The organism is Staphylococcus sp. FSL W8-0271, assembly GCF_038006605.1.
In the GTDB taxonomy this organism is placed as follows: domain Bacteria; phylum Bacillota; class Bacilli; order Staphylococcales; family Staphylococcaceae; genus Staphylococcus; species Staphylococcus cohnii.
On sequence record NZ_JBBOVM010000001.1, the window covers coordinates 1,827,578 to 1,852,425 of the forward strand.

Below are 24,848 nucleotides of genomic sequence, written 5' to 3' on the forward strand. Positions count from 1 at the left end.
CGGTATTTTTATTTTGAGGTGAAAAACAATGAAGTTATCTTTAAACGACAATTCTAAATATTTAACGGCACCAAGTATTAGGCAATTTTCAAATAAAATTAAAGATATTGATGATTGTATCAATTTAACAATCGGACAACCAGATTTTCCTATGCCTGATGTCGTAAAAAACGCATATATTAATGCAATAAAAGAAAACCAAACAAAATATTCCCATAACAAAGGGTTACTTGAAACACGTAATGCAGTCAGTCATTATTTTAAACAGCGCTATGATTTTCATTATAGTTCTGATGAAATCATTATTACAAATGGTGCTAGTGAAGCACTAGACACAGCCTTAAGAAGCATAATTAACCCAGGTGATGAAATATTGATTCCTGGTCCTATTTATGCAGGTTATATCCCATTAATTAAAACACTAGGTGGAATCCCAGTATATATCGACACTACAAAATCAGATTTCAAAATAACGCCTGAAGCAATCAAACAAAATATATCACCAAAAACAAAAGCAATTCTTTTAAATTATCCGACTAACCCAACCGGTGTCATTTTAACTTATGATGAAGTTCATGCACTTACAGAAGCGTTAAAAAATGAAGAAATCTTTATCATTAGTGATGAAATTTATGCAGAAAATACTTTTAGTAATAAACACACTTCTTTCGCTGAATTTGAATCAATACGTAATCAATTGTTGCTTGTAAGTGGATTAAGCAAATCACACTCTGCTACCGGTATTCGTATTGGTTTTTTAATAGGTCCTGAATATTTAATTGAAAAGTTAACATATATGCATGCTTATAATTGTATATGTGCTAATGTACCTGCTCAAATTGCTTGTATAGCAGCATTAAACGAAGGATTAGACGCGCCTCACTATATGAATAAAGCATATATTGAAAGACGAGACTTTTTAATCACAAAACTTCAAACTTTAGGTTTTAAACTCGACGCTAAACCAGAAGGTGCTTTTTATATTTTTCCAAGTATTGAAAATTTCACTGAAAATGATTTTGATTTTTGCGTAGATGTACTTGAAAAAGCACATGTTGCAATGGTACCAGGTTCTGCTTTTACAGATATCGGTAAAGGTCATGTACGTATTTCCTACGCCTATGAACTCGATGCTTTAAAAGAGGCTATGAGAAGATTAGAGCTTTATATAAAAGAATACTATGAATAAAAATATGTTAATTTGTAGTTAAAATATTTTTATCAATGGTAACTATGCCTATATATGTATTCAATATTTGAGCCAAAAACCTAATTGAATATATACATTATTTTTTATGCGCATTAACATCCAACATCAGTCTAGAGCATAAAAATTGATAAACTGTAACATACAATCAACCATTGCAGTGATAAATCAAATTCATGTATATAAAGTGATTCGTTGTAATGAGGCATTTGAAAGGGACTTTTCTGGTAAATATCTACATAATTTAAATAGAGGTGAATTTCCCGAAAAGCATATACATTTTAGGAAATACGATATAAAAGAGGCTCGTAAATGAAATTCAGAGAATATTCATTTATGGGCTTCTTTTATACTATGATTTATTTTTCAGATATATACATTTTATTGATAGATGTTTTTTTCAGCGAACTTTTTCATCAACTTATAATATATATCTATATCTTCAGAACTCATATTAAACTGTTTTAAAACTTCTTCTGAAATTTGCTCAAATTTTTCTTTTAATCCATTTCCCTTTTTTGTCAATTGTACTTTGACTCTGCGTTCGTCTTCTTCTGTTCTCATGCGTTCAATTAATCCTTTTTTTTCGAGCCTTTTAATAATTGGGCTTATTGTACCAGAATCTAAATATAACTGATTGCATAATGTTTTTATAAATACAGGATTTCAATTTTCTATATGTAACATCACTACATAATTAGGAAAGCTAATATCATACTGCTTTAGGTGTTTATTAAACTTATTTACTATCTCTTTACTAGAAACATAATACAGAAAACACATATCCTTCATAAGGTCTTTATTTTTATATAGTGCCATTCAATTACTCTCCTCTGTCCTTTTTTATTATATTAATAGAAATTTTATTTTGTGTCAAATATAATAATAAAATGTTTAAAACTTTTAACATCAATAATATTAGTCAATAGAATATTCTGAAAACGAATTTCACTCATTTTACATGTTTTTTAATTGATTTTTAATAATTAATTAAAAATCTGAACTCTCATATTATATTTTAATTTTTTCCTTAGTGAAATGAATATTCTATAAATATTGGATTTATAAGCTTACAAGCTTTTTATTCTTAATACCTGTCACTATATGTAAAATCATAAAAAGCGAATATTAATAAAAAAACGCTAATTTCTATATTATTTAATAGAAATTAGCGTTTTTGTTTAGTTTAGCTTTATAACTTATAGTCACAGCACATTATATTTATTGTTGTATTGCTATTAAGCAATTTTACTTATGGGAATTTAGGGAATTGGTCAAAATCAGGATTACGTTTTTCTTTAAACGCATCTCTACCTTCTTTAGCTTCGTCAGTTGTATAATACAATAGCGTAGCATCGCCAGCCATTTGTTGTAATCCTGCTAATCCGTCAGTATCAGCGTTCATAGCCGCTTTTAAAAATCTTAATGCTGTAGGAGAATGTTGCATGATTTCTTCACACCATTTTACTGTTTCATCTTCTATATCTGCTAAAGGTACAACGGTATTTACTAAGCCCATATCTAAAGCTTCTTTAGCATTATATTGACGGCATAAATACCAAATTTCACGTGCTTTTTTATGTCCTACAATGCGAGCTAAATATCCTGAACCATAACCAGCATCAAATGATCCTACTTTTGGTCCTGTTTGACCAAATATTGCATTATCTGCAGCGATTGTTAAGTCACAAACAACATTCAAGACGTTTCCGCCACCGATGGCATATCCTCTAACCATCGCAATTACTGGTTTTGGAATAATACGTATAAGTCTTTGTAAATCCAAAACATTAAGACGAGGAATTTGGTCATCACCAACATAACCACCATGGCCACGTACTTTTTGGTCTCCACCTGAACAGAATGCCTTTTCACCTTCACCTGTTAAGACAATAACTGAAATACGTTGGTCATCTCTAGCTCTTGTAAAAGCATCTATCATTTCTTGTACTGTGTTTGGTGTAAATGCATTACGAACTTCAGGTCTATTGATGGTTACTTTTGCTATGCCGTTATAAAATTCATACTTAATTTCTTTATATTCTTTAATTGTTTCCCATTGTCTAGTCATTTTGCTCCTCCTTAAAAATAAAACCTAACACTATTTTATCAAATTCTGTCATTTCTTCCACATGTACAGTATGACCACTACCATTAATTTCATATAACCTCGTCTCCGGTATTAAATCGCACATATTATAAGCAGTTTTTATAAATTTTTCATCTAAACTTCCTACAATTATACACGTTGGAACTGTAATGTTTGCTATTTTTGGCCATAAATTAGGCATATGGCCAGTGCCATAGTCTCTTAAAGCTTTTGCTAATCGCATAGGGTTTTGTTGCAATCGCATTCGACGAATTTTTTGTTTTATTTCTGTACTTAAACTATACTGACTTTGAAATAAAGGTAATTTTTCCCAATCATTTACAAAAATTTCTAATCCAGCTATTTCTAAAACTTTTGCACGCGCCTGATCAATTTGTATTCTTTCTATGCGATCATCTTCATCTGCAATACCTGGTGAACTACTTTCCAATATTAAACCATCTAAGTGATGGGTTCCATGGAGTGCGTAATATAACGCAATTCTACCACCCATAGAATAACCATGTAAAAAAATACGATATGATGACTTAAATGAAGTTAATGCATCATCTAATGATTGGCAAATAAATTCAAAATCCCAAGTATGATTTTCACTTGATTGATCAAGGCCATGGCCTGGTAAGTCAATAGTTAGTACATTTATTTCATCTGTGAACGTTTTGATATGTTCATCGAATGTCGATTGATCACTTATAAATCCATGCAATAATACGAGCAAATCTTTTGAATTATTTGTAGCTTGATGAAATTTATAATGTAACATCGATAATATCACTCAATTTCGAATAGAGATTTTGGTGTTGGTTTAAATTCTCATCACGGTTTGTAATGATTTCATATATATGTGCACCAAGTTTTGATAGTTCAGCATATTTAAAAGTCTCAATTGTTTCAAAACGTCTGTAAGAAAAATCATAAAGTAATGCAGCATGTTCAAAGTTTAATCCTGTCGGTGTACCAAAAAGTCTTTCAAAATATATATCAGCTGCCGATTTTTGTGGTAGAAAAGAGAAAATTCCGCCACCATCATTATTTATGAGTATAATATTTAGGTTGATATTATTTAGTTTTGACATGAGCAAACCATTCATATCATGATAGAATGCTAAATCACCTATTAATAATGTTACGCGTTTATGTGCCGCCATCCCTATCGCAGTAGAAATAACACCATCTATGCCATTAGCTCCTCTATTAGCATAAACCTCTGCTTCACAATCTACAAATAAATTATCGACATCACGGATTGGCATACTATTGCTAACAAACAGCGCATCTTCTTTCGTTAATTTATCTAATACATTCGCTACAAAAGCAGATTCATCTGTAGCAGTTCTCAAATGGTCTTTGATTTTAATATGTGCTTGTTTCTCTAATGATTGCCATTTTTGTAACCAATTTTTGCGTTCTACAGTAGGAATTTCAGAAAGTTGTCTAAAGAAATCATTGGCCGACATTTCGTAAGATACATGTGGTACCTTTGGAAATGCATCTGGTTGATCATTATTTTGCACTAATATTTGAAACGCTTCTGTGGCTTTTAACCATTGATTTACTTTTTTAGAAATCACTGGTTTACCTACGCGAATAATAAAATCAGCATTTATAGATAATCCTGATCTATACAATAAATCATAAGTTGTCACTACATTAGGATGATGTTCTTTACGTAATTGGCTCAAAGGGTCTGCTAATATAGGCATGTCATGAATCGTAGCAAAAGTAAGTATTTGATCGACATCTTGATGCTGCATATCACCTACAACAATAAGTCCCTTGCGTTTTTGCATAATCGCTTTAATTTCATTCAAACTTGCTGTCTTTTGATAATGTGGCAATATCTTGCTATCTGAACTTAGCCATTCTACTTTTTCTAGGTTCGGTGTTAATGGCTCTCTAAATGGCAAATTCAAATGTATGGGTCCACGATGTGGCCCATAAAAATATTGACTTGCTTTTTGCATTTGAAAACTTATCGTGTCTAACAAATAATCTTGCTCTTCATCAGCATCCGCTATTGGAAAATCAAATTGATATTGAACATAATTCTCAAACATATTTGTTTGATTTATCGCTTGAGGTGCACCTATTTCCCTTAATTCATGTGGTCTATCACTCGTCAAAATGACTAATGGTAAATGACTTAAATTACTTTCTGCAATCGCAGGTGTATAATTGGCAGCCGCAGTACCTGATGTACATAAAATTGCAACTGGTCTTTCACTGCCTTTCATTAACCCCATTGCAAAAAAAGCAGCACTACGTTCATCTGGATGAATCCAAGATTTTAGCTTAGGATGTGCCTCTATAGCAATAGCTAAAGGCGTTGAACGTGAACCAGGACTTATTACCACTTCTCTTATGCCATATGCATATAGTTCTGAAACTAATGTAAAAACTTGTTTTGTTAAAGCATCTGTGTAATTATTCATATTTCTCTACTCCTAAAGCTTTCATCATCGGATTGAATTTAACAGCAGTTTCTTCTACTTCACTATCAGCGTCAGAATTTTGTACAATACCGCACCCAGCAAACAAAGTAGCTTGATTTTTTTTAATTAACATAGATCGAATCGCTACGATGAACTCACAGTTATCATACATATCAATATAACCTACCGGAGCGCCATATAAGCCTCGAGTACCAAATTCATTGTTTTCTATATAAGAAATAGCTTCTTCTTTAGGATAACCACCTAATGCTGGTGTAGGATGAAGATTATCCAATAATCCAATATATGAATTCTGGATTAAACGTCCCTCAATTTTTGTATATAAATGATATAAATGATCGTTCGTTAAAATTTGTGGTTTTTTATTAAACGCTATTTGCTCTACATAAGGCTTAATATCATTTAATATGCTTTTCACAACAAAATGATGCTCATTTAAATTCTTTTTATCATTTAGAAATGCATCAATGTTTGCCTTATCTATGTCATCTCGATGTGTTCTTTTTATCGTACCTGCAACTGCTTTAGTTGATAGCACATCATCTTTTACTTCCATTAATTGCTCAGGGGTCTGAGAGAAAAACACGCTGTCCTTTGATTCAAGCACAAATAAATAGCTATTATGTTCACCCTGCATTGCCCTATTTAATATATATGGAATGTTAATGTTTTTATCAAACATAATAAGTCTTTTTCTTGCAAGTACAATTTTTTTATTTTCGTCTAAAATATCAATTGTATCTTTAACTAGGTCACGCCATTCGTCTTTATAGATATCATCAATTCTTTTAATTTCCCCTATTTCATCATTAGGTTGAACGTCCATTTGCGTAAGTTTATCAATAATTGCTAAGAAAGCGTCCATCTCAAACTTATCAGCTTCTACAGTATACGTTATAAAAGATTGTCCCGCTTCCATCGTGACGAGTACTTCAGGCAAGACAAAATGATTAATGCCAAACTCGCGCCATTCATCACCTGATTTGTGTGTTGAAAATTGGAAACCGCCACAGATTTTCAAATGATGTTTTTCAGAATTTGGATGTATTAACTCAATATCATTTTTATACTTTTCCCACTCACGAAAAATGGATTGTTTATTTTCAAAATCGTTTTTAAATCTCGTAATAGCATGATAGCCAAAGAATGAAGTTTCGTTGTCATTTTTCTTGAAATAAAAACGGTCTCCTGCACAATCTTCGGTTAAATGAAATAATAATGTAGGTTCTAGTTCATAATCTAATTTTGCTTCTACAGAAACCCAAGTTTGGTTACTTTCGTATACCGCTTCGACAATTTCACTTTCCTTGTCATCTAAAGTCATCTATTTCACTTCTTTCATTTCATTATCTGTTTACACTCATTATAATATTGTACCACTTTTCACAATCTGTGTACGTTTTTCAGCTTATTTCATGTAGACATTTTTTACGTAAGTTGACCTTTACAACTTCTTCTATTAAAATTAATTTGATAAAAATTAATTATATTAAAAGAATTCGAGGTAAATTATTATGGCATCTCAATACCAACAATATTCAACAGTCAGAAAATACTGGCATCTAATGCGGCCGCACACTTTGACTGCTGCAGTAGTTCCAGTTTTAGTAGGCACTGCAACTGCAAAAATATTCCTTCTAGGTAGTGAAGATCATCTAAAGCTTAGCTTATTCATTGCTATGCTAATGGCATGTTTACTTATCCAAGCGGCTACAAACATGTTTAATGAATACTATGATTTTAAAAAAGGCTTAGATGACCATACTTCAGTAGGTATCGGTGGCGCAATTGTGCGAAATGGCATGAGTCCAAAATTAGTCATGAACTTAGCCATAACATTTTATATTATCGCAGCAATTTTAGGTATATTTATCGCTTCCCAAAGTTCATTCTGGTTACTACCTATTGGCTTAGTATGCATGGCAGTAGGTTACCTATATACAGGTGGACCATTCCCGATTTCATGGACACCTTTTGGTGAACTATTCTCAGGAATATTTATGGGTATGATAATTATTTTAATTGCCTTCTTTATCCAAACTGGTAACGTACAAAGTTTAGCGGTATGGATTAGCATTCCAATCGTAATCACAATCGGTCTTATCAACATGGGCAATAATATCAGGGATTGGGTCAAAGATAAGGCAAGTGGTCGAAAAACATTACCCATTTTATTAGGGAAAAATAATGCTGTACGCTTTTTAGCACTGATGTATATCGTTGCTTATTTACTCGTTATCTACATTACTTTCTTTAAACCTGGTGGTTCAATTTTCTTCTTGCTAGCCTTATTGTCATTCCCAATGCCAATCAAAGCAGTTAGAAGATTTAAAAAGAACGACACACCTGAAACAATGATGCCTGCAATGGCTGCTACAGGAAAAACTAATACATTTTTTGGTTTCCTTTATGCATTAGGTATCTATATAAGTGCCCTATTAGGTGGTATTTAATAACAACTGATTTTAAGATTTATTCTTATATATATAAAATCGTTCTTCATTCATTTGATGGACGATTTTTATTTTTAACAAATATACACTAAATATGTACTAAGTGATAATGCTTATGACCATATAGATCAAATTCACTCGCAATTTCAAAACCTAATTTTTCATAGACGCGTAATGCTGTAAGATTATCTATATCACAATTTAAACTCCATTTTTCATCTGGGTAGTTCGCAATGACATGTTTGATCAATTTCGTTGCTACACCATTTCCACGGTAATGCGGAAATGTTGCTACAGTTTCAATATACCATTCATCATCATTAGCCTCTTTCATAGGCATTGGTGTGCCATAGGATTTTATATCGGCTTCTAAATCCATGTCTAGCCAAGCTTGTTCCAGTTCTAATTCCTTATTGCCTGGATATGCAATTAAACATCCTGCTACATTGCCATCAATTTCATACACCCATACATTACTTATATGTCCTCTATATTTTACATCTACCATGCTTTGTTCCATTATTTTTAGCAAACGAAACTTTTCCACTTCTTTTACCATATCGATATCTAATTGACTCCAAATGATATAACATAATTCTGCAATATCTTTTTTGTCACTAGGTTTAGCTTTTCTAATCATTTAATTTCTCCTTTATTTATAGCAATTATTAATTCTATTATATATGAATCAAATTAAAATTTCGATGTAATAACAACTTTATAACTCAAATTTTGTCACATTGTTTTGTTTGTTCAAATCCACTATTTAAGAGATAATTAAAATAATAATCTAGATTACGAAAGGACATTATACACATGAAAGTAAACAAAGTCATTTACGTCGTGCTTGCATTTCTTTTAGGATGGTGTGGCATCCATAAATTTTACTCAAATCAATTACTACAAGGTATTATTCACTTAATATTTTTCTGGACTGGTATTCCTTATATTATTGCTATCATTAGTGGTATCGTAACAATTTTCTTTAACAAAGCAGATGAAAACAGACTCATCACTTTCGGAAAATAGTTTTAAGCTACCGCATAAAAATTTCATATATTTTCATTACTCTGATAATAAATGGGTAAAGGTATGTATGAAGCATGTATGAGTTTCGATTAGGAGGTAAAAGTTTATGAATATTATAAAACGTGTTTTTAGAACACTGATTGTCGGTTATATTGTAAGAGGCATTAGAAATTTAATTAGTAAAAAAACAAAATAAAATTTGCACATAAAATATAAGAAAAATAAAACCCCACTATCTCAATTAAATGAGTTAGTGGGGCTTATGCATGAGCTGAAGTTCAGGTAAAAGTGTATTATCAGCTATCTTGCAAGAACGGAAAACAATACAATATATTAATGAATTAACTTTCTGCTTACTCCCTATTCATATCTAAAATATTAAGTAAAACTTACTTTTATTTTTTACTGAAAAGCAATTACTATTTCTAAAATTTGCTTATGTTGTCGCATAATTCCCATTACATATTTATCGAAAATTATCCGGACATAACCCCCCCTTAAATCAACGCATTACTTACGTCAACTTAACGAGGATACTGTATTACCTTTACCATCTTTTAAATCTTCCATTTTGTTATGTGATAATGTTGCACCGATATTACCAGCCTCTTCATAGTAATTTAATGTTCGCCTATCTGAATTACCATTTTGTAGGTTTTTATCTACACTCCATTGTTCTACTTGTATTACTAATTGATCTAATGTGTTAGCAATTTAAATGTTATCCCATATCTAACAATATCGTTAGGTTTTATATATTGCTTCAAATTTATTTTTTAAAATGTTTTAATTGTGTTGGAGGCGATTAAATTGGAACAACCTAACAAAAGTCAAAATATTTTATCTGCACTAAGTTATTTTAGTATGCTTTTCGCACCAATTATATTTCCAATATTAGTTTGGATATTAGCTGAAAAGCCAACTTCTACACATGGTAGAAAAGCATTATTTAATCACATTTGGGTTAATATTTTCTTTTTCTTAGCAAATGTAGGTTTCATCTTTTCTCGAGAAGTCTTCGATAAACCTTTTGACAATCAAGAAGTAATATCTAATGTTTCATTCGGAATAGGAATATTTTTATTACTAATTGCAGGTATTTTCTTCCTTTTTAACATCATTCGTGGTATCAAATTACTTACGAATAAGTAACATTCCCCATCCTTAACTGGGTGGTTTTTTATCTATCTTCTATATTTAATTGCTCTCCAACTTATGTGACAATTTTGTCATTTCATTTAACTTACACTACTCAAAATCTTCAAATATATTAACATCCAATTCATTAGGAGTGCTAATATGAGCCTTATCACTTATACATTATTAATCTTTCTACCTGTATTCATTGTTATAGGAATAATTGAATATTTTACACACAAGAAGAAATGACAGTCTTGTAAGGTTTGTTTAAATGCTCTCTTCAATATGTTGTACTTAACTTATCAACTTTATGAAGGAGTTTTCTATATGTTTACAACTTTATTTGTAATTCTTACTATCCTTGCAATTCTATTTGCCATAGCAATTCCAATAGCATTCATCGTATTAATAGTTAAAGTACTAAGTAATTAACTTTTTATAGCCATAATTGGCAATATTTTATGTTTATTCGTCTCCCCTATCGCTTAGTAGATTTTTAAATTCTTTTGTGCCGTGTTAATTAGTAAAGAATTTTCAATACAAAATGTTAACAAAAGATTAGGTTATACAAACATTGAAATTACTTTGAGAGTATTTAATCATTTATATGAAGAATTAAAATCAAATGAAGATAATAAGCTAGATAAAACCCTAAATTTCTAATTGGATAACCAAACAGACAACATTAATTTTAAAGTGGTCAAATTGTCCATCGGTTGGCTAAAAAATATAAAATTGGCTTTTATTTATTTTTAACAAAATAAAAAGAACGTTGACATATCAACGTTCTTTTTTATCCAAAGTATTCACTTGGATGCACACTTATGTTTTTACGGAAACGGAGATAATTAAATCTAAATTATCTAAGTTACCTTTAAGATTTGATGGTAAATTGTTCTCTGTAAGTCATACAGCAGTGAATAAAGCGTTTAAGCATGCAAAAGGCAAAGTAGGATTAGATGATGATAATGTTCACATCTTATTCTTTAAGACACACTCACACTTCTTATTTGCTTTCTAAAGGTATACCAATCGAATATATTAGTAAACGTTTAGGACATGCTACGATTTCACAAACATTAGACACGTATTCTCACTTACTTGAAGAACATAAAAAAGAGTAAGGTCAACGTGTCAGAGAATTATTCTCTTGACACATATTTGACACTTACTCTCTTGAAACCCTGTCACATCAAGGTTTGTATACGGAAACGGAGGGATTCGAACCCTCGCGCCGCTCTCGCGACCTACACCCTTAGCAGGGGCGCCTCTTCAGCCAACTTGAGTACGTTTCCAATGGCTCCACAGGTAGGACTCGAACCTACGACCGATCGGTTAACAGCCGATAGCTCTACCACTGAGCTACTGTGGATAAATAGTATCTCTAATCAAGCACAAATATTATTATATCAATTAATAGCAAATTTTCAAGTCATATCACAAAAAAATATGCAGAACATTTACACTAAATTAATATAATATTCCGCATATTCTACTTTTACATTAATATTTTTAATAAACTTTACTATTTACTTTCAAATAAAGAATACTTAGCGAGTGCTTCATATATATTTAATTGCGGTTTTGTATAATCTATGGGAGACTCTGGATCAAAAGTGGCAACTCTTGCTGCTCTATCCATCATATAATAGTAATAAATACCATTTAAATATTGATGTTGCATACTATGAGCTGAGATGTTCACAACGATAGATTGATTATCAACAAAGTTCACTCTACACTTTTTATCTTTTAGTGATTTGATACTTTGAACATAATGGATATTAATCCACGTGTTTTGTGTTTTTCTATCAGAATGTGTTGGGAAAAAATAAGTGGGAAATAATGGAGTAAATAAAATTGGGGGCTTGCTACTAATGCCTGTAATACGAATAGTGTCCTCTTTTTTAAAAACATAGCTACTACCATAAAATCTACAAGAACGATCAATGATTTTGTGGGTGCGTTCTTTTATCGTACTTTCGTCTTCTTTATATCTTAGTACTCGTGTTCCTTCATATTGGCCAACAGGCAAATGGCACGGCTGTAATGTCATATCACCTTTTTTAATAATATACGGTTGTATCATAGTTGTAACCTCCTTACAGTTTTGGTGATACTCAAATAATATACCACCACCATTTTAAAATCAACTTATATTATAAAATAATTTCTATATATTCTACAATTAAATTTTAGTTACGAATCTTTTTCTGTTTTTTAATTATTGAAAGTTTCGTTTTACACTTATTTTTTCGGAAAAGTCAGAATATTCGTTGATTTAAAAATCAAAACCTTGTATAATATATTTTAAATATAGATAGAGGGGTTGTGTTGACAATGAAACATAATACACATGTAAAGTACAATACTTTAGAGTCTTTTGTATCTACAATTAATGACTTAGGTATTGAATTAATTATTGATGAATCATTAAGGAATGTACGTAAACAACAACTAGAAAATCTCATCGATCATGCGCTTAAAAATAAAAACGAGAATGATTTCAAACGTTATACAGAAGAATACAAAAATTTGGAGGCATATCTCGTTGGTTAATTTAGTCATAATTCATTTAAAATAAGGTCTATTCACTAATTAATTATAGTTAGCGAATAGACCTTTTATATTGTTTATTTAAGACATTAATCTGATTAACTCATATCTATCAATATCTCCAAAATAATGGTAAATATCATAATCTGCTAAAGCTTCTTCTATACTATCAAAGTCATGCAATGTACCTTCCAATGCATGTTCTAATTCAGTAACATCTCCTACCCCAAAGAAGTCACCGAAAATTTTAGCATGTTCAATTCTTCCCTTTTTAACATCCAATTTAATTTGAACAAAACCTTTTTCAAATTTTTCTTCTCGTTCAAAATTATATTTAGGATTTCTACCGTAATTCCATTCCCAAGTTCGATATTTTTCATTACTCAATTGCTCTATGTTGGCCCAATCCTCGTCTGAAAGTTTATATTCTTCAACTTGTGTCGCCTCACCAAATATTGTTTTTAAAATAATTTCTTTAAAAGTATCAATATCTAATGGTTCAGTTAAAAATTCTGAGATGTTGGCCACCCTACTTCTCACAGATTTAATGCCTTTTGATTTGATTTTTGCAGGGTTCACACGCAAAGCATTTTGAACTTCATTTAATTCACTGTTTAACATTAAAGTGCCATGGCTAAACATTCTGTCTTTTACTTTGACCATCGCATTGCCTGATATTTTTGCTTTACCGACTTGAATATCGTTTCGACCACTCATTTCAGCATCTAAGCCAAGCGATTTCAATGCTTCTACAATAGGTTCAGTGAACTTTTTAAAATTATGAAAACTATTGCCATCATCATCTGTTATAAAACTAAAATTAAGGTTACCTGTATCATGATACACGGCACCGCCACCGGAAATACGTCTGACTACATCTATACCATGTTCATCAATATAAGGTTGATTAACTTCTTCAATCGTATTCTGGTTTTTACCAATAATAATTGAAGGACGATTGACATAAAATAGAAAATAACTATCGTCATTCGGCATGTGCTTTAAAACATATTCTTCCATTGCCAAATTTAAAGTTGGATCGGTAATATCATTATTACTAATAAATTTCATTTACTGCACTCCTTTTCCTCTTATTGCCCTTACCTTATTTATGCAATATTTTTGTTAAAAAAGCCAATCATTTAACTGATTTATACTAATTTTTCTAAAAAAAGAATGATAACTGTATATTTAAAGGTTATTTGTTTATTTGTCTGTCGTTTTTTTGTATAATACTATCTAGTTAGCATTTCTAGGGAGGATTCAATATGACTGTTGCAGAAGTCGGAAATATAGTGGAATTTTATGACGGTTTAAAAGGCCGCGTAGAAAAAATTAATGATAACTCTGTAATTGTAGATTTAACAATTATGGAAAACTTCAATGATCTAGACCTGCCTGAAAAAACTGTCATCAATCACAAACGATATACAATCGTCGAACAAGAAGGATAGTTTATATGAATAGAATTTCAAACGCTTTAATCTGGTTTATTGTAAGTTTTATCGTATTTCACATTATTTTATATATAATGTGGGGTGAAAAGCAAGAATACTGGTACCTTTATACTGGTATCATGCTCATCGCAGGTATCAGTTATATCTTTTACCAAAGAGATATTGAGTCAAAAAGATTATTAACATCTCTAGGGATAGGAATTATTACTGGTATCGTGCTCATTATTGTACAGCTTATTTTAGCGGTTATCTCATCAGATATTCAGTATACAGCACTGATGAAAGAGTTAACGCGAACAGGCGTATATTTTAAATGGCAAATGTTAGTTACATTATTATTTGTAATACCATGTCATGAACTCTATATGAGAACAGTATTACAAAAAGAATTACTCAAATTAAACATCCCCATGTGGTTAAGTGTATTAATAACAGCAATTTGTTCTGCTTCTTTATTTTTCTATCTAGATAAATTGTGGATTGTTTTCTTTGTGTTTATCGTTCAAATTGTGCTTTCATTAAGCTATTATTATACGCGCAGAATTGCTACGACTGTAATAGCACAAATTGTTGCAGTTGTTATTCTATTAATTTTCCACGGTTAAATTGAAACGGAAACTCAGGCTTATGAATGATATGAAAAAAGGGTGAGATATTAACCCTTTTTCCAAATTTTAAAAGAGATTAACCATTTAAGATCTCTGCACGAAAATAAACGCCAACTTCTATTGAAATAATATAGAAATTGGCGTTTTGTTTGGTTTCATGACATTTTTATAGTTATTGATGACATTCAAACTTTATGTGTCATATCAAATAATAACGTTAAATGTTTGTTTTTGTTCAATATGGTAATCATTATCTTTTAAATTTCTAGAAATTAATTCTACCATTGTAATTTCTCCGGTTTCATGTATGACAGCATTTTCTAAATATTGCTTGTAGTTTCTATAGCAGTAATCAGTCATGCTTACACGATACATATGATCCAACTTAATATTTTCTAATGTTACACGGTGATAAGGTTCAGCATTCATATCTATGGTGTAATGAACACCTTGCCAAAACGTACATAAGGTTTCATCTACAATTGTTAAACTCAATGCACCATCACTAAATTCTATATGCGAATAGCAATATTCTAAAATATCGTGAATTTGTTGACCTTTCATTGTTAAATCAACAGGAACGTCTGGATGAGGATAAGCATTGAATAAATCTTCATTTGTAATGATGCCTCTGAGTCCTTCTTCACCACTCGTTGGTAAGTGCACACACGATATATCATAATCATAGGCTAACCGAATACTATCATGCAATAACTGTGTAAATGGATGTGGTTTTGTAATAACATCACTCAAACCGTTTACCTCAGCTGATATAGCATTTTCGTTAATGCTTTCTTCACTCCAATTACAAACTGTTTTTCTATCATAAAAAGTCAAATCTAATAATGCTTGGTCTTCTGGATAATGATTTAGATCTACGATTTTAGAATTGACATTTTCTAATTCATAAGAATTTGTGCGCTTTTTAAAGTTTATTTTCACATGGATAAGTTGTTCAGCATTTTGTCCAGCTTGCACATAAAGCGTTTGATCATCTCTACCAATGAATGTTTGATGTTGATGACCAGTGATTAATAAATCAATAACGCCTAAAGTTTGCATTATTTTTTCCGCTTCATTAACATTTTGTTCACGTTCATTTGATGTTTTATTTAGTTGATTAAGCCCACCATGGTATATAACAATTAAAAAGTCAGGCATTTCACTTTCGTGAATAAATCGAATCCAGCGTTTAGAAGAGCGCAATGTCTTTTCAATCCGTACATCATTTTCCATTTCAAAATGTTCTCGCTCCATTAAACCATCTGAAGTTAAACCCACAATTGCGATTTTCACACCTTCAATTTCTTTAATTGTATAAGGTGTAGAAAAATATGGTTCTTTCGTACGCTTATATTCAATATTTGCGGATAACCAAGGAAACCTCGACAATGATACAGCCCTCGAAAAGAATGACAGTCCAAATTTAAATTCATTAGGACTAATACCACTTGCATCGTATTGCATGGCATTCATTAATTTTATCATTGGATGACGCTTATAAGGTGCTACCACTGCATAATAAAATGCTGCTAACGAACCTGCTAAACTACCACCACTATCTAATAGAATGACGTGATCGTTTGTTTCTCTAATACTTTTAACATAAGCGCCTGCTCTATAAATATTTGAATTATTTTCACCACTTTGAAAATAACTATGCATATCAGAAGTAGTAATAATGTCTATTGCGATTTTTTCACTTTTTTTCATACGCCTCTCCCCTCATTAATCATAGTCTAACACGTTTCTAAATTAGCTTGAAATAATTATGAACATATATGATTCACTATATATGCTTCCTTTATTTCAAAATTAAAAGCACCAGCACATCCTTTGTTAGATATACTGGCGCCATGATTTCACAAATTATTAAGTTCAGACTTACATTTAACAATCAACCAATTTGAACGCGTTCCTTAGGATAATGGAATTTATCTGGTTCTCTACGTCCACCAATCATAATAATAAAACTGATTAAGCCGACACGACCAATGAGCATCAATAACATCAAGACGCCTTTACTCATATCATTCACATCACCTGTAATCCCCAACGATAATCCACATGTACCAAATGCTGACATGACTTCGAAAAATGCTTGTAAAAAGGATACCTTCCCATTTTCAACAACTAGTATAAAAATCATGCTCGTGAAAGTTAATATACTGGCCATGATAAATACAGCAAATGAACGTTGAACATCAGTAATGTGAATCTCACGATTAAATGCTTTGATAGATGTTTTCTCAGGTTGGTTACTAAAGTTTAAAAGGAATAATATTAAAATAGCAAATGTCGTTGTTCTAATACCACCACCTACTGAACTTGGAGATGAGCCTATAAACATCAATATACCCATAACAATATTCGTACCTTCACCAAATCCGCTTACATCAATAGTTTGAAGTCCTGAACTCCTAGTGGTTGCTGATTGAAACAATGCATAAAATAACGATTTATGCCAACTCATATTTTGAAAAGCTTGGTTATGTTCAAATAATAGAATAATTATCACACCAAAAATAAACAAACCAAAATATGTTACCGTTGTAATTTTTGCAAATAATGAAAATCTAAAATTAGGAATTCGATTTTTTATATATGCTTTCACTTCTATTAATACAGGAAAACCAATTGAACCTAACATAATTAAAAACATAACGATTGTTTGTACAAAATAGTCATTAGCATAAGGTATAAGTGACTGTCCTGTTATATCAAGTCCACCATTTGTCGTTGCCGATACCGATACAAATAATCCTTGCATGATTGCATATTGTATATCCGGGTTATCTCTATAAAAATAAAATGCTAATAGCGATGCACCAACAAGTTCTATAATGATGATTGTTCGAACAATATCTAAAATCAATTTCACAGTGCCACTCATCGTATGTTTATTATTATCTAACATGATCAATTGACGTTCGCGCATACCGATGTGCTTACCTAAGACAACCCATAGCATAGTTCCGATGGCCATAACACCAATCCCGCCCAAATTAAGTATCAGCATAATTATAACTTGACCAAAGGTTGTGTAAGTATCAATAATATTAACTGGTGTTAATCCTGTTACACTGACACCAGACACAGCAACAAACAATGAATCAATTGGATCTACAGACACATTAGACTTATGAACAAAGGGCAAGTTCAACATTAAAAATGCTACAATAATTGCCACGATATAATACATTACAATCCCTTGTTGAGGACTTGATTTTTTTAACAATTGGTTGAAAATGGACAACGTTTCTTCACCTCAACGTTACTTCAGTTTAATCTTAATATCCTTTTCTTTACCATCTCTATAGATTTTAGCTGGTAATGTTTTTAAATCATCTTTATGATTAAAGATAATTTGTCTGTATCTAAGATTATCTTCTAATTCTTTACCATCTAATTCTACTATGACATCATTTTTTTGCAACCCGGATTTTTCACCTAATGAATCTTTTTTAACGTCACCTATAAATACACCTTTTTTAACGTCTTCTGGTAAATTAATAGATTGCTTTGTAGCTTCATCAATATCTCCAATATTAGCAATTTTTACGCCAGTGTTAGGATATTTGACTTCACCTTTAGCTTCTAACTGCTTGGCAATATCTTCAGCGTCATTGATTGGTATAGCAAAGGCAATCCCCTCAACATTTTCCATATCTATTTTTAATGATGCTATGCCTACTAACTTACTTTTCCTATCGATAACTGCGCCACCTGAGTTACCTGGATTTACAGGAGCGTCTATTTGAAAAGCACTCATTAATACATCATATTGATCATCTTTATTGATATCTACTGGTATATGTCTATTCAAACCTGAAATAATACCATCAGATATACTTCCTTTAAAGTCTACACCTAAGGGGTTCCCTACTACTATGATCGGTTCACCTAGTACTAAAGTGCTGGAATCACCTATTTTAATCGGTTTCACTTTACTATCTGATTTTACTTTAGCTTTAACAACGGCGATATCTGAATATTTGTCCGTGCCAATAACTTTTCCAATAGAATAGTCATCATTACCATATGTAATCTTTTGTTCTTTTTTATCTCCAACCACATGTGCGTTGGTCATAATAAAAATAGAGTCGCCCACTTTTTTGTAGACGACACCTGAACCTAATTCATTTTCTTTACCTGCTTCTTGTGTCTCTTTTTCAGCAGAAGTTCTATCATCACTCGTATCATTTTCAACAGTTACTACGGAATGAATTGCATTGTTCGCGCTTTTCATTGTTGCTGTATAAGTCTTATCTTTATTTTGATTATCATGAAAGACATGATCATTTAAAGTACCATTTTCATCAACATTTTTGAATATAGCCTGTATGAGTGTCAGTAAAACAATAACTGCCACAACAATTAGAATTTTGGCCCAATGTTCAATAAAGAAAACTTTAACTTTATCTAGCGTGTTAGTCGTATTTTGATGCTTATTTTCAGTGTTAGAATTCGAATATTCCCTAGAACTTTTTTGTTGTGAAGTTTGTTCATCATTATTCAAATAATAATCGACTCTAGATTGTTGCGCATTTTCTGAATAAAAGTTCTGTTCTTGTTCTTTTTTTGGTGGGACATGTTGTTCATTTGACGATGTACTGTCATTTTGAGTCTCGCTCTCAGTGTGTACTGATTTTGAATCTATTTTATTTTCTTCCGACACCATATCGTCGTTTTCATTATATGAATGATTGATATTATTTGCTGAAGTTGTGTCATTGTGCTGTGTGTCTTCTTGCGTATGTTTGGCATTCCGTGCTGCCGCAATTGCTTGTTGTTGCTGAATTTCTTCTTGTGTTAGCTTTTCAATACGTGCTTTTCTTAAATTTTCTTTCACACGTTCTTCATTATTTTTAGCAAGTATTTCAGCTTTTTCTTCACGCTGTTTTCTAGCTTTACGTTCTTGTTGCACACGTTGTTCCCGTTCCTCGTTATGAAAGTATTCACGTCGTTTACGTCCATACTTTACTTTTGGGATGACATGTTTTTTATTTTGCGTCACAGTAAGCCCCCCTATTACTTTTGATTACAATTCTATTATGACATAACATATATAATTTTTCTGCTTTATTTTGTCATATAAAGTTAGCATACTACAGATTATAGTCTCTTTTAGTAAAAAATTCTAACTTTATCACATATAGAACAAAAAAGCCTGAGTCATAAGTTTTATGACTCAGGCTTACATATATTATTGATGTTCTTTTTTATTATTTTTAACAGATGTTAACCAACCGATAATTACAAGTGCAATCATAACCGTCCAGAAAATTGATTGCCATAATACACTGTGTGGGAAATGTTCTGGTAATATTTTAATATCAGGATGTGCTAGCACCATAATTACTAATTTAATACCTACCCAACCTACAATCGCAAATGCAGCGCCTTCTAAACCAGGATATTTGTTCAATAGATTTACAAACCAAGTGGCTGCAAAACGCATGATGATCACACCTAGCATACCACCTAGGAACATGACTGCAAATTGACCAAGGTCCATACCACCAAAGTGTATACCAACAGTCGGTAAAGTTACTGCAATAGCAAGGGCAGCTAACATGGAATCAATCGCAAATGCTATATCAGCAAATTCTACTTTTAATACTGTGCCCCAAAATGCTTTTGGACTAGCATGTATTTCCTCACCCGATTCATCATAATGATGATCATCAGTACCATCCTCTTTTTGATGATCTTTTTCTTTAAAGAATGATATGAGGTTTTTAATCGACATGTATAGTAGGTAAATTGCGCCTAGCGCTTGAATCCACCAAAAATGTGCGATAATGCTTATTAAGAATAAAGAAATAAAACGGAAAATAAATGCACCTAACAGTCCATAGAACAATGCTTTTTTACGTTGTTCAGGAGGCAAATGTTTAACCATGACTGCCATTACAACAGCATTATCTGCTGCTAATAAACCTTCTAAAAATACCAGTACTACTAGAACCCATAAATAAGGTAAAATCAAACTCGGATCCATTTAGGACAACTCCTTTAGTTTTTTACATAAAAATAGAGACCTAAGCTAAGTAAATGCTACATACATTTTTAAATCATATACACTCACTAAAGTAAATTAAACTCTCAGTCTTATATAATTTGTATGTTTGTAACATTTATAAGCAAAGGTCTCACTCGACAGTGTTTTTCCTGCCCATTTTACCGGAAACATTTAACGTTTCGTAATGACGATAAAATGACTATGTTAAAAAGATATATAAAACAGATATTTTATAATGATATGACTATCTCATATATCTCTTTAAAAACAGTTGAGTTACTCCCCTCCGACTACAAAGTCATAGGTATTCTATTAATAATATAGTATTATACACAATTATTCATGTTATAACAAACTGTATAATTTAATTTCTGGAAATTTTTCTTCAAACCATCTCGTTGCAAATTCATTTTCAAATAAGAAAACGTAATTATCATAAACATCTTTAACTAATATAGAACGAGAAGAACTCATTTTATCTTTAATATCTTCTTCATTTTCAATCCATCTTGCAATTTTTGGACCAACTGGTTCCATGATGACATCAACATTATATTCGTTTTTAAGTCTATGTTCAAAAACTTCAAATTGTAGTTGACCAACTGCACCAATAAGAATTTGATTAGTATGCAATGCTTTATAGTATTGAATTGCACCTTCTTGAACTAACTGTTCAATTCCCTTATGGAAATGTTTTTGTTTCATGACGTTTTTCGCAGAAACTTTCATAAATAATTCTGGTGTAAACTGTGGTAATTCTTGGAAACTAAATTTTTGGTTTCCACCTACTAATGTATCTCCAATTTGGTAATTTCCTGTGTCATACAAGCCTATGATATCTCCGGCGACCGCATGATTAACAGTTTCTTTGTCATCAGCCATAAATGAAGTTGAACGTGTTATTTTTTGTTTCTTTTTCGTTCTTTGTAACGTAACATCCATACCTCGTTCGAAAGCGCCACTAACAACCCTCATAAATGCAATTCTGTCTCTGTGTTTAGGGTCCATATTCGCTTGAATTTTGAAAATAAAGCCTGAAAAATCTGTATCATATGGTGTAACTTCAATATCTTCTTTCGTTTGTCGAGCACTTGGCATAGGTGCATGATCAACATAAGCATTCAAGAAATTTTGTACACCAAAGTTTGCTAACGCTGACCCAAAGAACACTGGTGTTAAATCACCTTTTCTCAAAGCTTCATTATCAAATGTTTCTCCTGCTTCTTCTACCAACATTAATTCTTCGATTGCTTGTGTAAAGGCGCTATCATTTTTAATTTTATGATCTTCTTCCAATTCATAATCATCATTTAAATGAAGCACATTTTGTTCATCTCTAAAAGGCTCAATCGTATGTGTATCTCGATCAATGATACCAAAGAAATTTTGTCCCATACCCACTGGCCAATTCATAGGATATGTTTCGATTTCCAAAGTAGACTCGATTTCATCCAATAATTCAAACGGTTCTTTACCTACTCTATCTAATTTATTGATAAATGTGAAAATAGGAATGCCTCTCATCTTACAAACTTTGAATAGTTTTAAAGTTTGCGGTTCAATACCTTTCGCACAATCTATAACCATTACAGCACTGTCCACGGCCATTAATGTTCTATATGTGTCTTCAGAAAAATCTTCGTGTCCAGGTGTATCTAAAATGTTAATTTTGTAATGATCATAATCAAATTGCATCACTGAACTTGTAACTGAGATACCACGTTCTTGTTCAACTTTCATCCAGTCACTTGTCGCAAATTTACCACTTTTTTTACCTTTTACAGTTCCCGCTTCTCTAATTGCACCACCAAATAATAGTAACTTTTCAGTTAATGTGGTTTTACCAGCATCTGGGTGGGAAATAATCGCAAAAGTTTTTCTGGATTCTACTTCTTCCTTTATACTCATTTGTTCTCTCCTTTAATTCTCAAATATCGATTGACCAATATCATCAGCAATTTGTACTGCTGTTGACTCATCAAGTAACGTAAACAAGTGTATCACAAGTTCCTCCTTGATATCATCATCATTTAACGAAGTATCAATTTCTAATGACCAATTTAAGTCTGGTATTGCCAAAAGCAAGACTTCATCGTTAGCATTTTTATAAATATAACTACGGACTGTTACATCATTCAGACTGATAAGTCTAATTTCCAATAGGGCCACCGCCAAACTTTTTATAAGCTGCTTCTAAACCGATTAAATCATCTCGATGTGGTACTTTTACATGACCAGGCATAATTTGGTAAGGTTCACGTCCCTTAGAAGCTAAGACAACTGTGTCGCCAGGATTAGCAATTTCAATAGCATGACGAATTCCCTCTGCACGGTCTTCAAATTCTATATAATTATTATGTGTTGCGCCCTTAGCAAGTTCGCTTGTTAATTTTTTAGGATCATCATTTGCTGGGTTGTCTGGTGTAAAAATAACGTAATCCGCTCTACAAGCGACGCGCCCCATTTCAGGTGTTTTGCCCATATCTCTTTCTCCAGCCATACCACACAAGAAAATTAATTTTTGTTTTGCAAAAGGTTTCACAGCATCTATAAGTTTATCCATGCCATCCGCTGTATGTGCATAATCAATAATTAAATTAATTGGCAATTGTGGATCTAAAACTTCAAGTCGACCTTCAACAGGTTCTAAGTTTTCTACAGCTTGAATAATTTCTTCTAACGTAGCACCTTTTGCCCAAACAGCTATCATTGCAGCCATAATGTTAGAAACGTTGAAGATGCCTACATAAGGTGACTTCACAGAAAATGTACCTTCAGGTGTATTAAAATCAAATGTTACACCTTGTAATGACTCATTAATATTTTCAGCCATAAATTGCGCACGTTCATTAATGCCATAGGTAAAGACTTCATAAGGTGTAACTGAAGCTAAATATTCTGAAAATCTATCATCTTGATTTAAAACAACATATTTTTCTTTTGATAAATCTTCACCTAACTGGCTGAATAATAATGATTTAGCATGACCATAAGCTTCCATTGTGCCATGAAAGTCTAAATGATCTTGCGTTAAATTTGAAAATACCGCTACATCAAAATTAACGCCACTTAAACGCCCCAATGATAAACCATGACTTGATACTTCTAAAGTCATGGCCTGTGCTTGCTTTTCTACAGCTTCATGAATTTTTTTAGTTAGTGCTACTGTTTCAGGGGTTGTGTTTGTACCTTTAGATTTTTCCTCATTAATTTGGAAACCATTAGTACCTAAATAAGCACTGCCTTTATCTAATTTTCTATATATATGGTGTATCATTGTCGCTATAGATGTTTTACCATTGGTTCCAGTAACACCATATGTAGTTAGTTGTTTACTTGGATAATTAAATAATACATTTACGAGTAAACTGGCAACGCGCAACGTGTCAGGAACGATAACTTGGGTTACATCACCTTTCAACAATTGTTCATGATTTACTACAATAATTTTGCAGCCTTGATTTACAACATCTTGACAAAATTTATGACTATCGACTGTATAACCTTTAGAAGCAACAAATATACTTCCTTCTTTAGCAGTACGCGAGTCTGTTGTTATATCATTAACATTCATATCTAATGTACCTATCACTTGTTTAACTCTTATTTTTTTAAACAACTCATTTGCATTCAACATTAACCGCTCCTTTATTTCCAATACTTCTATTATACACATTTTCAAGTGATTTTATAGAAACTAATATTGCTATTTATTTCTTTCTCTACTATTATATATTTTTCGTTTTCATTTAAAAAATTTTATAATTATCATGAGTACAAACTAGATTCGGATTGTTAATCATATGTAAT

General features: G+C 31.8%; 23 protein-coding genes, 2 tRNA genes and 2 pseudogenes. 9 read left to right on the forward strand and 18 right to left on the reverse strand.

Going from position 1 to position 24,848, the window contains the following annotated elements:
* Window positions 1-28: 28 nt before the first annotated feature.
* On the forward strand, window positions 29-1,189 hold the full coding sequence (locus NST87_RS08895) for an aminotransferase class I/II-fold pyridoxal phosphate-dependent enzyme (RefSeq protein WP_019469105.1): 1,161 nt from the start codon (window positions 29-31) through the stop codon (window positions 1,187-1,189).
* Window positions 1,190-1,588: 399 nt separating this feature from the next.
* On the opposite strand, the gene NST87_RS08900 is transcribed toward NST87_RS08895, so the two are convergent.
* The 5 genes from NST87_RS08900 to NST87_RS08920 all read right to left on the reverse strand — a co-directional run bounded on the left by NST87_RS08900 (window position 1,589) and on the right by NST87_RS08920 (window position 7,094).
* A complete protein-coding gene (locus NST87_RS08900; RefSeq protein ID WP_340721773.1) occupies window positions 1,589-1,861 on the reverse strand; it encodes a MarR family winged helix-turn-helix transcriptional regulator in 273 nt (90 codons plus the stop codon).
* Window positions 1,862-2,459: 598 nt separating this feature from the next.
* The gene (gene menB, locus NST87_RS08905; protein ID WP_019469103.1) at window positions 2,460-3,278 is read right to left on the reverse strand and encodes a 1,4-dihydroxy-2-naphthoyl-CoA synthase; all 819 of its coding nucleotides are present in this window, start codon (window positions 3,276-3,278) and stop codon (window positions 2,460-2,462) included.
* The gene (menH, locus tag NST87_RS08910) at window positions 3,271-4,080 is read right to left on the reverse strand and encodes a 2-succinyl-6-hydroxy-2,4-cyclohexadiene-1-carboxylate synthase (RefSeq protein WP_340721599.1); all 810 of its coding nucleotides are present in this window, start codon (window positions 4,078-4,080) and stop codon (window positions 3,271-3,273) included. The genes menB and menH overlap by 8 nt, the downstream gene beginning before the upstream one ends.
* Window positions 4,067-5,749 (reverse strand): 2-succinyl-5-enolpyruvyl-6-hydroxy-3-cyclohexene-1-carboxylic-acid synthase, encoded by a 1,683-nt coding sequence (menD, locus tag NST87_RS08915; protein WP_340721601.1) that lies wholly within the window; start codon window positions 5,747-5,749, stop codon window positions 4,067-4,069. Before menD ends, menH begins: the two co-directional genes overlap by 14 nt.
* Complete coding sequence (locus tag NST87_RS08920) at window positions 5,742-7,094, reverse strand: isochorismate synthase (RefSeq protein WP_103211136.1); 1,353 nt, start codon at window positions 7,092-7,094, stop codon at window positions 5,742-5,744. The genes menD and NST87_RS08920 overlap by 8 nt, the downstream gene beginning before the upstream one ends.
* 190 nt (window positions 7,095-7,284) lie before the next feature.
* Between NST87_RS08920 and NST87_RS08925 the strand changes: the two genes are divergently transcribed.
* Complete coding sequence (locus NST87_RS08925; protein ID WP_019469099.1) at window positions 7,285-8,223, forward strand: 1,4-dihydroxy-2-naphthoate polyprenyltransferase; 939 nt, start codon at window positions 7,285-7,287, stop codon at window positions 8,221-8,223.
* An 88-nt stretch (window positions 8,224-8,311) separates the two neighbouring features.
* Here the strand turns inward: NST87_RS08925 and NST87_RS08930 are convergent, their stop codons facing one another.
* Window positions 8,312-8,863 (reverse strand): GNAT family N-acetyltransferase, encoded by a 552-nt coding sequence (locus NST87_RS08930; RefSeq protein WP_040030134.1) that lies wholly within the window; start codon window positions 8,861-8,863, stop codon window positions 8,312-8,314.
* Between the two features lie 176 nt (window positions 8,864-9,039).
* Here NST87_RS08930 and NST87_RS08935 point away from each other — a divergent pair, with 176 nt between their 5' ends.
* Both NST87_RS08935 and NST87_RS08940 read left to right on the forward strand, forming a co-directional pair.
* Window positions 9,040-9,252 carry a TM2 domain-containing protein gene (locus tag NST87_RS08935; protein ID WP_019469097.1) on the forward strand — a complete coding sequence of 71 codons (213 nt, stop codon included), beginning with the start codon at window positions 9,040-9,042 and terminating at the stop codon, window positions 9,250-9,252.
* A gap of 106 nt (window positions 9,253-9,358) precedes the next feature.
* The gene (locus tag NST87_RS08940) at window positions 9,359-9,448 is read left to right on the forward strand and encodes an SAR1012 family small protein (RefSeq protein WP_019469096.1); all 90 of its coding nucleotides are present in this window, start codon (window positions 9,359-9,361) and stop codon (window positions 9,446-9,448) included.
* 329 nt (window positions 9,449-9,777) lie between these two features.
* Here NST87_RS08940 and NST87_RS08945 read toward each other — a convergent pair.
* A pseudogene (locus NST87_RS08945) lies at window positions 9,778-9,966 on the reverse strand (MazG-like family protein); the annotation flags it as partial.
* A gap of 150 nt (window positions 9,967-10,116) precedes the next feature.
* Between NST87_RS08945 and NST87_RS08950 the strand changes: the two are divergent.
* Both NST87_RS08950 and NST87_RS08955 read left to right on the forward strand, forming a co-directional pair.
* Window positions 10,117-10,404: a hypothetical protein gene (locus tag NST87_RS08950; protein WP_230620704.1), complete on the forward strand. Its 288-nt coding sequence runs from the start codon at window positions 10,117-10,119 to the stop codon at window positions 10,402-10,404.
* Between the two features lie 835 nt (window positions 10,405-11,239).
* A pseudogene (locus NST87_RS08955) lies at window positions 11,240-11,516 on the forward strand (tyrosine-type recombinase/integrase); the annotation flags it as partial.
* A gap of 82 nt (window positions 11,517-11,598) precedes the next feature.
* Here the strand turns inward: NST87_RS08955 and NST87_RS08960 are convergent.
* The 3 genes from NST87_RS08960 to NST87_RS08970 all read right to left on the reverse strand — a co-directional run bounded on the left by NST87_RS08960 (window position 11,599) and on the right by NST87_RS08970 (window position 12,481).
* A tRNA-Ser gene (locus tag NST87_RS08960) sits at window positions 11,599-11,687 on the reverse strand.
* A 2-nt stretch (window positions 11,688-11,689) separates the two neighbouring features.
* Window positions 11,690-11,764: transfer RNA gene (locus NST87_RS08965), tRNA-Asn, on the reverse strand.
* Between the two features lie 153 nt (window positions 11,765-11,917).
* A complete protein-coding gene (locus tag NST87_RS08970; protein WP_019469092.1) occupies window positions 11,918-12,481 on the reverse strand; it encodes a competence protein ComK in 564 nt (187 codons plus the stop codon).
* A gap of 251 nt (window positions 12,482-12,732) precedes the next feature.
* Between NST87_RS08970 and NST87_RS08975 the strand changes: the two genes are divergently transcribed.
* A complete protein-coding gene (locus tag NST87_RS08975) occupies window positions 12,733-12,951 on the forward strand; it encodes an IDEAL domain-containing protein (protein WP_019469091.1) in 219 nt (72 codons plus the stop codon).
* Between the two features lie 78 nt (window positions 12,952-13,029).
* On the opposite strand, the gene NST87_RS08980 is transcribed toward NST87_RS08975, so the two are convergent.
* Complete coding sequence (locus tag NST87_RS08980) at window positions 13,030-14,019, reverse strand: lipoate--protein ligase (protein ID WP_019469090.1); 990 nt, start codon at window positions 14,017-14,019, stop codon at window positions 13,030-13,032.
* Between the two features lie 197 nt (window positions 14,020-14,216).
* Between NST87_RS08980 and NST87_RS08985 the strand changes: the two genes are divergently transcribed.
* Both NST87_RS08985 and NST87_RS08990 read left to right on the forward strand, forming a co-directional pair.
* Window positions 14,217-14,402 (forward strand): YkvS family protein, encoded by a 186-nt coding sequence (locus tag NST87_RS08985; protein ID WP_002508073.1) that lies wholly within the window; start codon window positions 14,217-14,219, stop codon window positions 14,400-14,402.
* A 5-nt stretch (window positions 14,403-14,407) separates the two neighbouring features.
* Entirely contained in the window at window positions 14,408-15,010 is a 603-nt protein-coding gene (locus tag NST87_RS08990; RefSeq protein WP_019469089.1) for a CPBP family glutamic-type intramembrane protease, read from the forward strand.
* 207 nt (window positions 15,011-15,217) lie between these two features.
* Here NST87_RS08990 and NST87_RS08995 read toward each other — a convergent pair whose 3' ends face one another.
* The 7 genes from NST87_RS08995 to NST87_RS09025 all read right to left on the reverse strand — a co-directional run bounded on the left by NST87_RS08995 (window position 15,218) and on the right by NST87_RS09025 (window position 24,672).
* Window positions 15,218-16,726: a bifunctional metallophosphatase/5'-nucleotidase gene (locus NST87_RS08995; protein WP_019469088.1), complete on the reverse strand. Its 1,509-nt coding sequence runs from the start codon at window positions 16,724-16,726 to the stop codon at window positions 15,218-15,220.
* A 184-nt stretch (window positions 16,727-16,910) separates the two neighbouring features.
* Window positions 16,911-18,269, reverse strand: a complete 1,359-nt coding sequence (locus NST87_RS09000) for a TrkH family potassium uptake protein (RefSeq protein ID WP_019469087.1) — start codon at window positions 18,267-18,269, stop codon at window positions 16,911-16,913.
* Window positions 18,270-18,287: 18 nt separating this feature from the next.
* The gene (locus tag NST87_RS09005; RefSeq protein ID WP_340721605.1) at window positions 18,288-20,030 is read right to left on the reverse strand and encodes a S1C family serine protease; all 1,743 of its coding nucleotides are present in this window, start codon (window positions 20,028-20,030) and stop codon (window positions 18,288-18,290) included.
* 189 nt (window positions 20,031-20,219) lie between these two features.
* Window positions 20,220-21,017: a TerC family protein gene (locus NST87_RS09010; RefSeq protein WP_019469085.1), complete on the reverse strand. Its 798-nt coding sequence runs from the start codon at window positions 21,015-21,017 to the stop codon at window positions 20,220-20,222.
* A gap of 366 nt (window positions 21,018-21,383) precedes the next feature.
* Window positions 21,384-22,946 (reverse strand): peptide chain release factor 3, encoded by a 1,563-nt coding sequence (locus tag NST87_RS09015; protein WP_019469084.1) that lies wholly within the window; start codon window positions 22,944-22,946, stop codon window positions 21,384-21,386.
* A gap of 12 nt (window positions 22,947-22,958) precedes the next feature.
* On the reverse strand, window positions 22,959-23,198 hold the full coding sequence (locus tag NST87_RS09020; RefSeq protein WP_019469083.1) for a YueH family protein: 240 nt from the start codon (window positions 23,196-23,198) through the stop codon (window positions 22,959-22,961).
* Window positions 23,188-24,672, reverse strand: coding sequence for a UDP-N-acetylmuramoyl-L-alanyl-D-glutamate--L-lysine ligase (locus NST87_RS09025; RefSeq protein ID WP_026034787.1), 1,485 nt, complete (start codon window positions 24,670-24,672; stop codon window positions 23,188-23,190). Before NST87_RS09025 ends, NST87_RS09020 begins: the two co-directional genes overlap by 11 nt.
* Between the last annotated feature and the right edge of the window lie 176 nt (window positions 24,673-24,848).

Excerpts from the sequence above, each read along its gene's own strand:
- NST87_RS08980 (WP_019469090.1), bottom strand. The coding sequence starts at position 14,019 with ATGAAATTTATTAGTAATAATGATATTACCGATCCAACTTTAAATTTG.
- NST87_RS08990 (WP_019469089.1), top strand. The coding sequence starts at position 14,408 with ATGAATAGAATTTCAAACGCTTTAATCTGGTTTATTGTAAGTTTTATC.
- menD (WP_340721601.1), bottom strand. The coding sequence starts at position 5,749 with ATGAATAATTACACAGATGCTTTAACAAAACAAGTTTTTACATTAGTT.
- NST87_RS09010 (WP_019469085.1), bottom strand. The coding sequence starts at position 21,017 with ATGGATCCGAGTTTGATTTTACCTTATTTATGGGTTCTAGTAGTACTG.
- menH (WP_340721599.1), bottom strand. The coding sequence starts at position 4,080 with ATGTTACATTATAAATTTCATCAAGCTACAAATAATTCAAAAGATTTG.
- NST87_RS08935 (WP_019469097.1), top strand. The coding sequence starts at position 9,040 with ATGAAAGTAAACAAAGTCATTTACGTCGTGCTTGCATTTCTTTTAGGA.
- NST87_RS08940 (WP_019469096.1), top strand. The coding sequence starts at position 9,359 with ATGAATATTATAAAACGTGTTTTTAGAACACTGATTGTCGGTTATATT.
- NST87_RS08930 (WP_040030134.1), bottom strand. The coding sequence starts at position 8,863 with ATGATTAGAAAAGCTAAACCTAGTGACAAAAAAGATATTGCAGAATTA.
- NST87_RS08970 (WP_019469092.1), bottom strand. The coding sequence starts at position 12,481 with ATGATACAACCGTATATTATTAAAAAAGGTGATATGACATTACAGCCG.
- NST87_RS09015 (WP_019469084.1), bottom strand. The coding sequence starts at position 22,946 with ATGAGTATAAAGGAAGAAGTAGAATCCAGAAAAACTTTTGCGATTATT.
- NST87_RS08925 (WP_019469099.1), top strand. The coding sequence starts at position 7,285 with ATGGCATCTCAATACCAACAATATTCAACAGTCAGAAAATACTGGCAT.
- NST87_RS08920 (WP_103211136.1), bottom strand. The coding sequence starts at position 7,094 with ATGACTTTAGATGACAAGGAAAGTGAAATTGTCGAAGCGGTATACGAA.
- NST87_RS08950 (WP_230620704.1), top strand. The coding sequence starts at position 10,117 with ATGCTTTTCGCACCAATTATATTTCCAATATTAGTTTGGATATTAGCT.
- NST87_RS08995 (WP_019469088.1), bottom strand. The coding sequence starts at position 16,726 with ATGAAAAAAAGTGAAAAAATCGCAATAGACATTATTACTACTTCTGAT.
- NST87_RS08975 (WP_019469091.1), top strand. The coding sequence starts at position 12,733 with ATGAAACATAATACACATGTAAAGTACAATACTTTAGAGTCTTTTGTA.
- menB (WP_019469103.1), bottom strand. The coding sequence starts at position 3,278 with ATGACTAGACAATGGGAAACAATTAAAGAATATAAAGAAATTAAGTAT.
- NST87_RS08985 (WP_002508073.1), top strand. The coding sequence starts at position 14,217 with ATGACTGTTGCAGAAGTCGGAAATATAGTGGAATTTTATGACGGTTTA.
- NST87_RS08895 (WP_019469105.1), top strand. The coding sequence starts at position 29 with ATGAAGTTATCTTTAAACGACAATTCTAAATATTTAACGGCACCAAGT.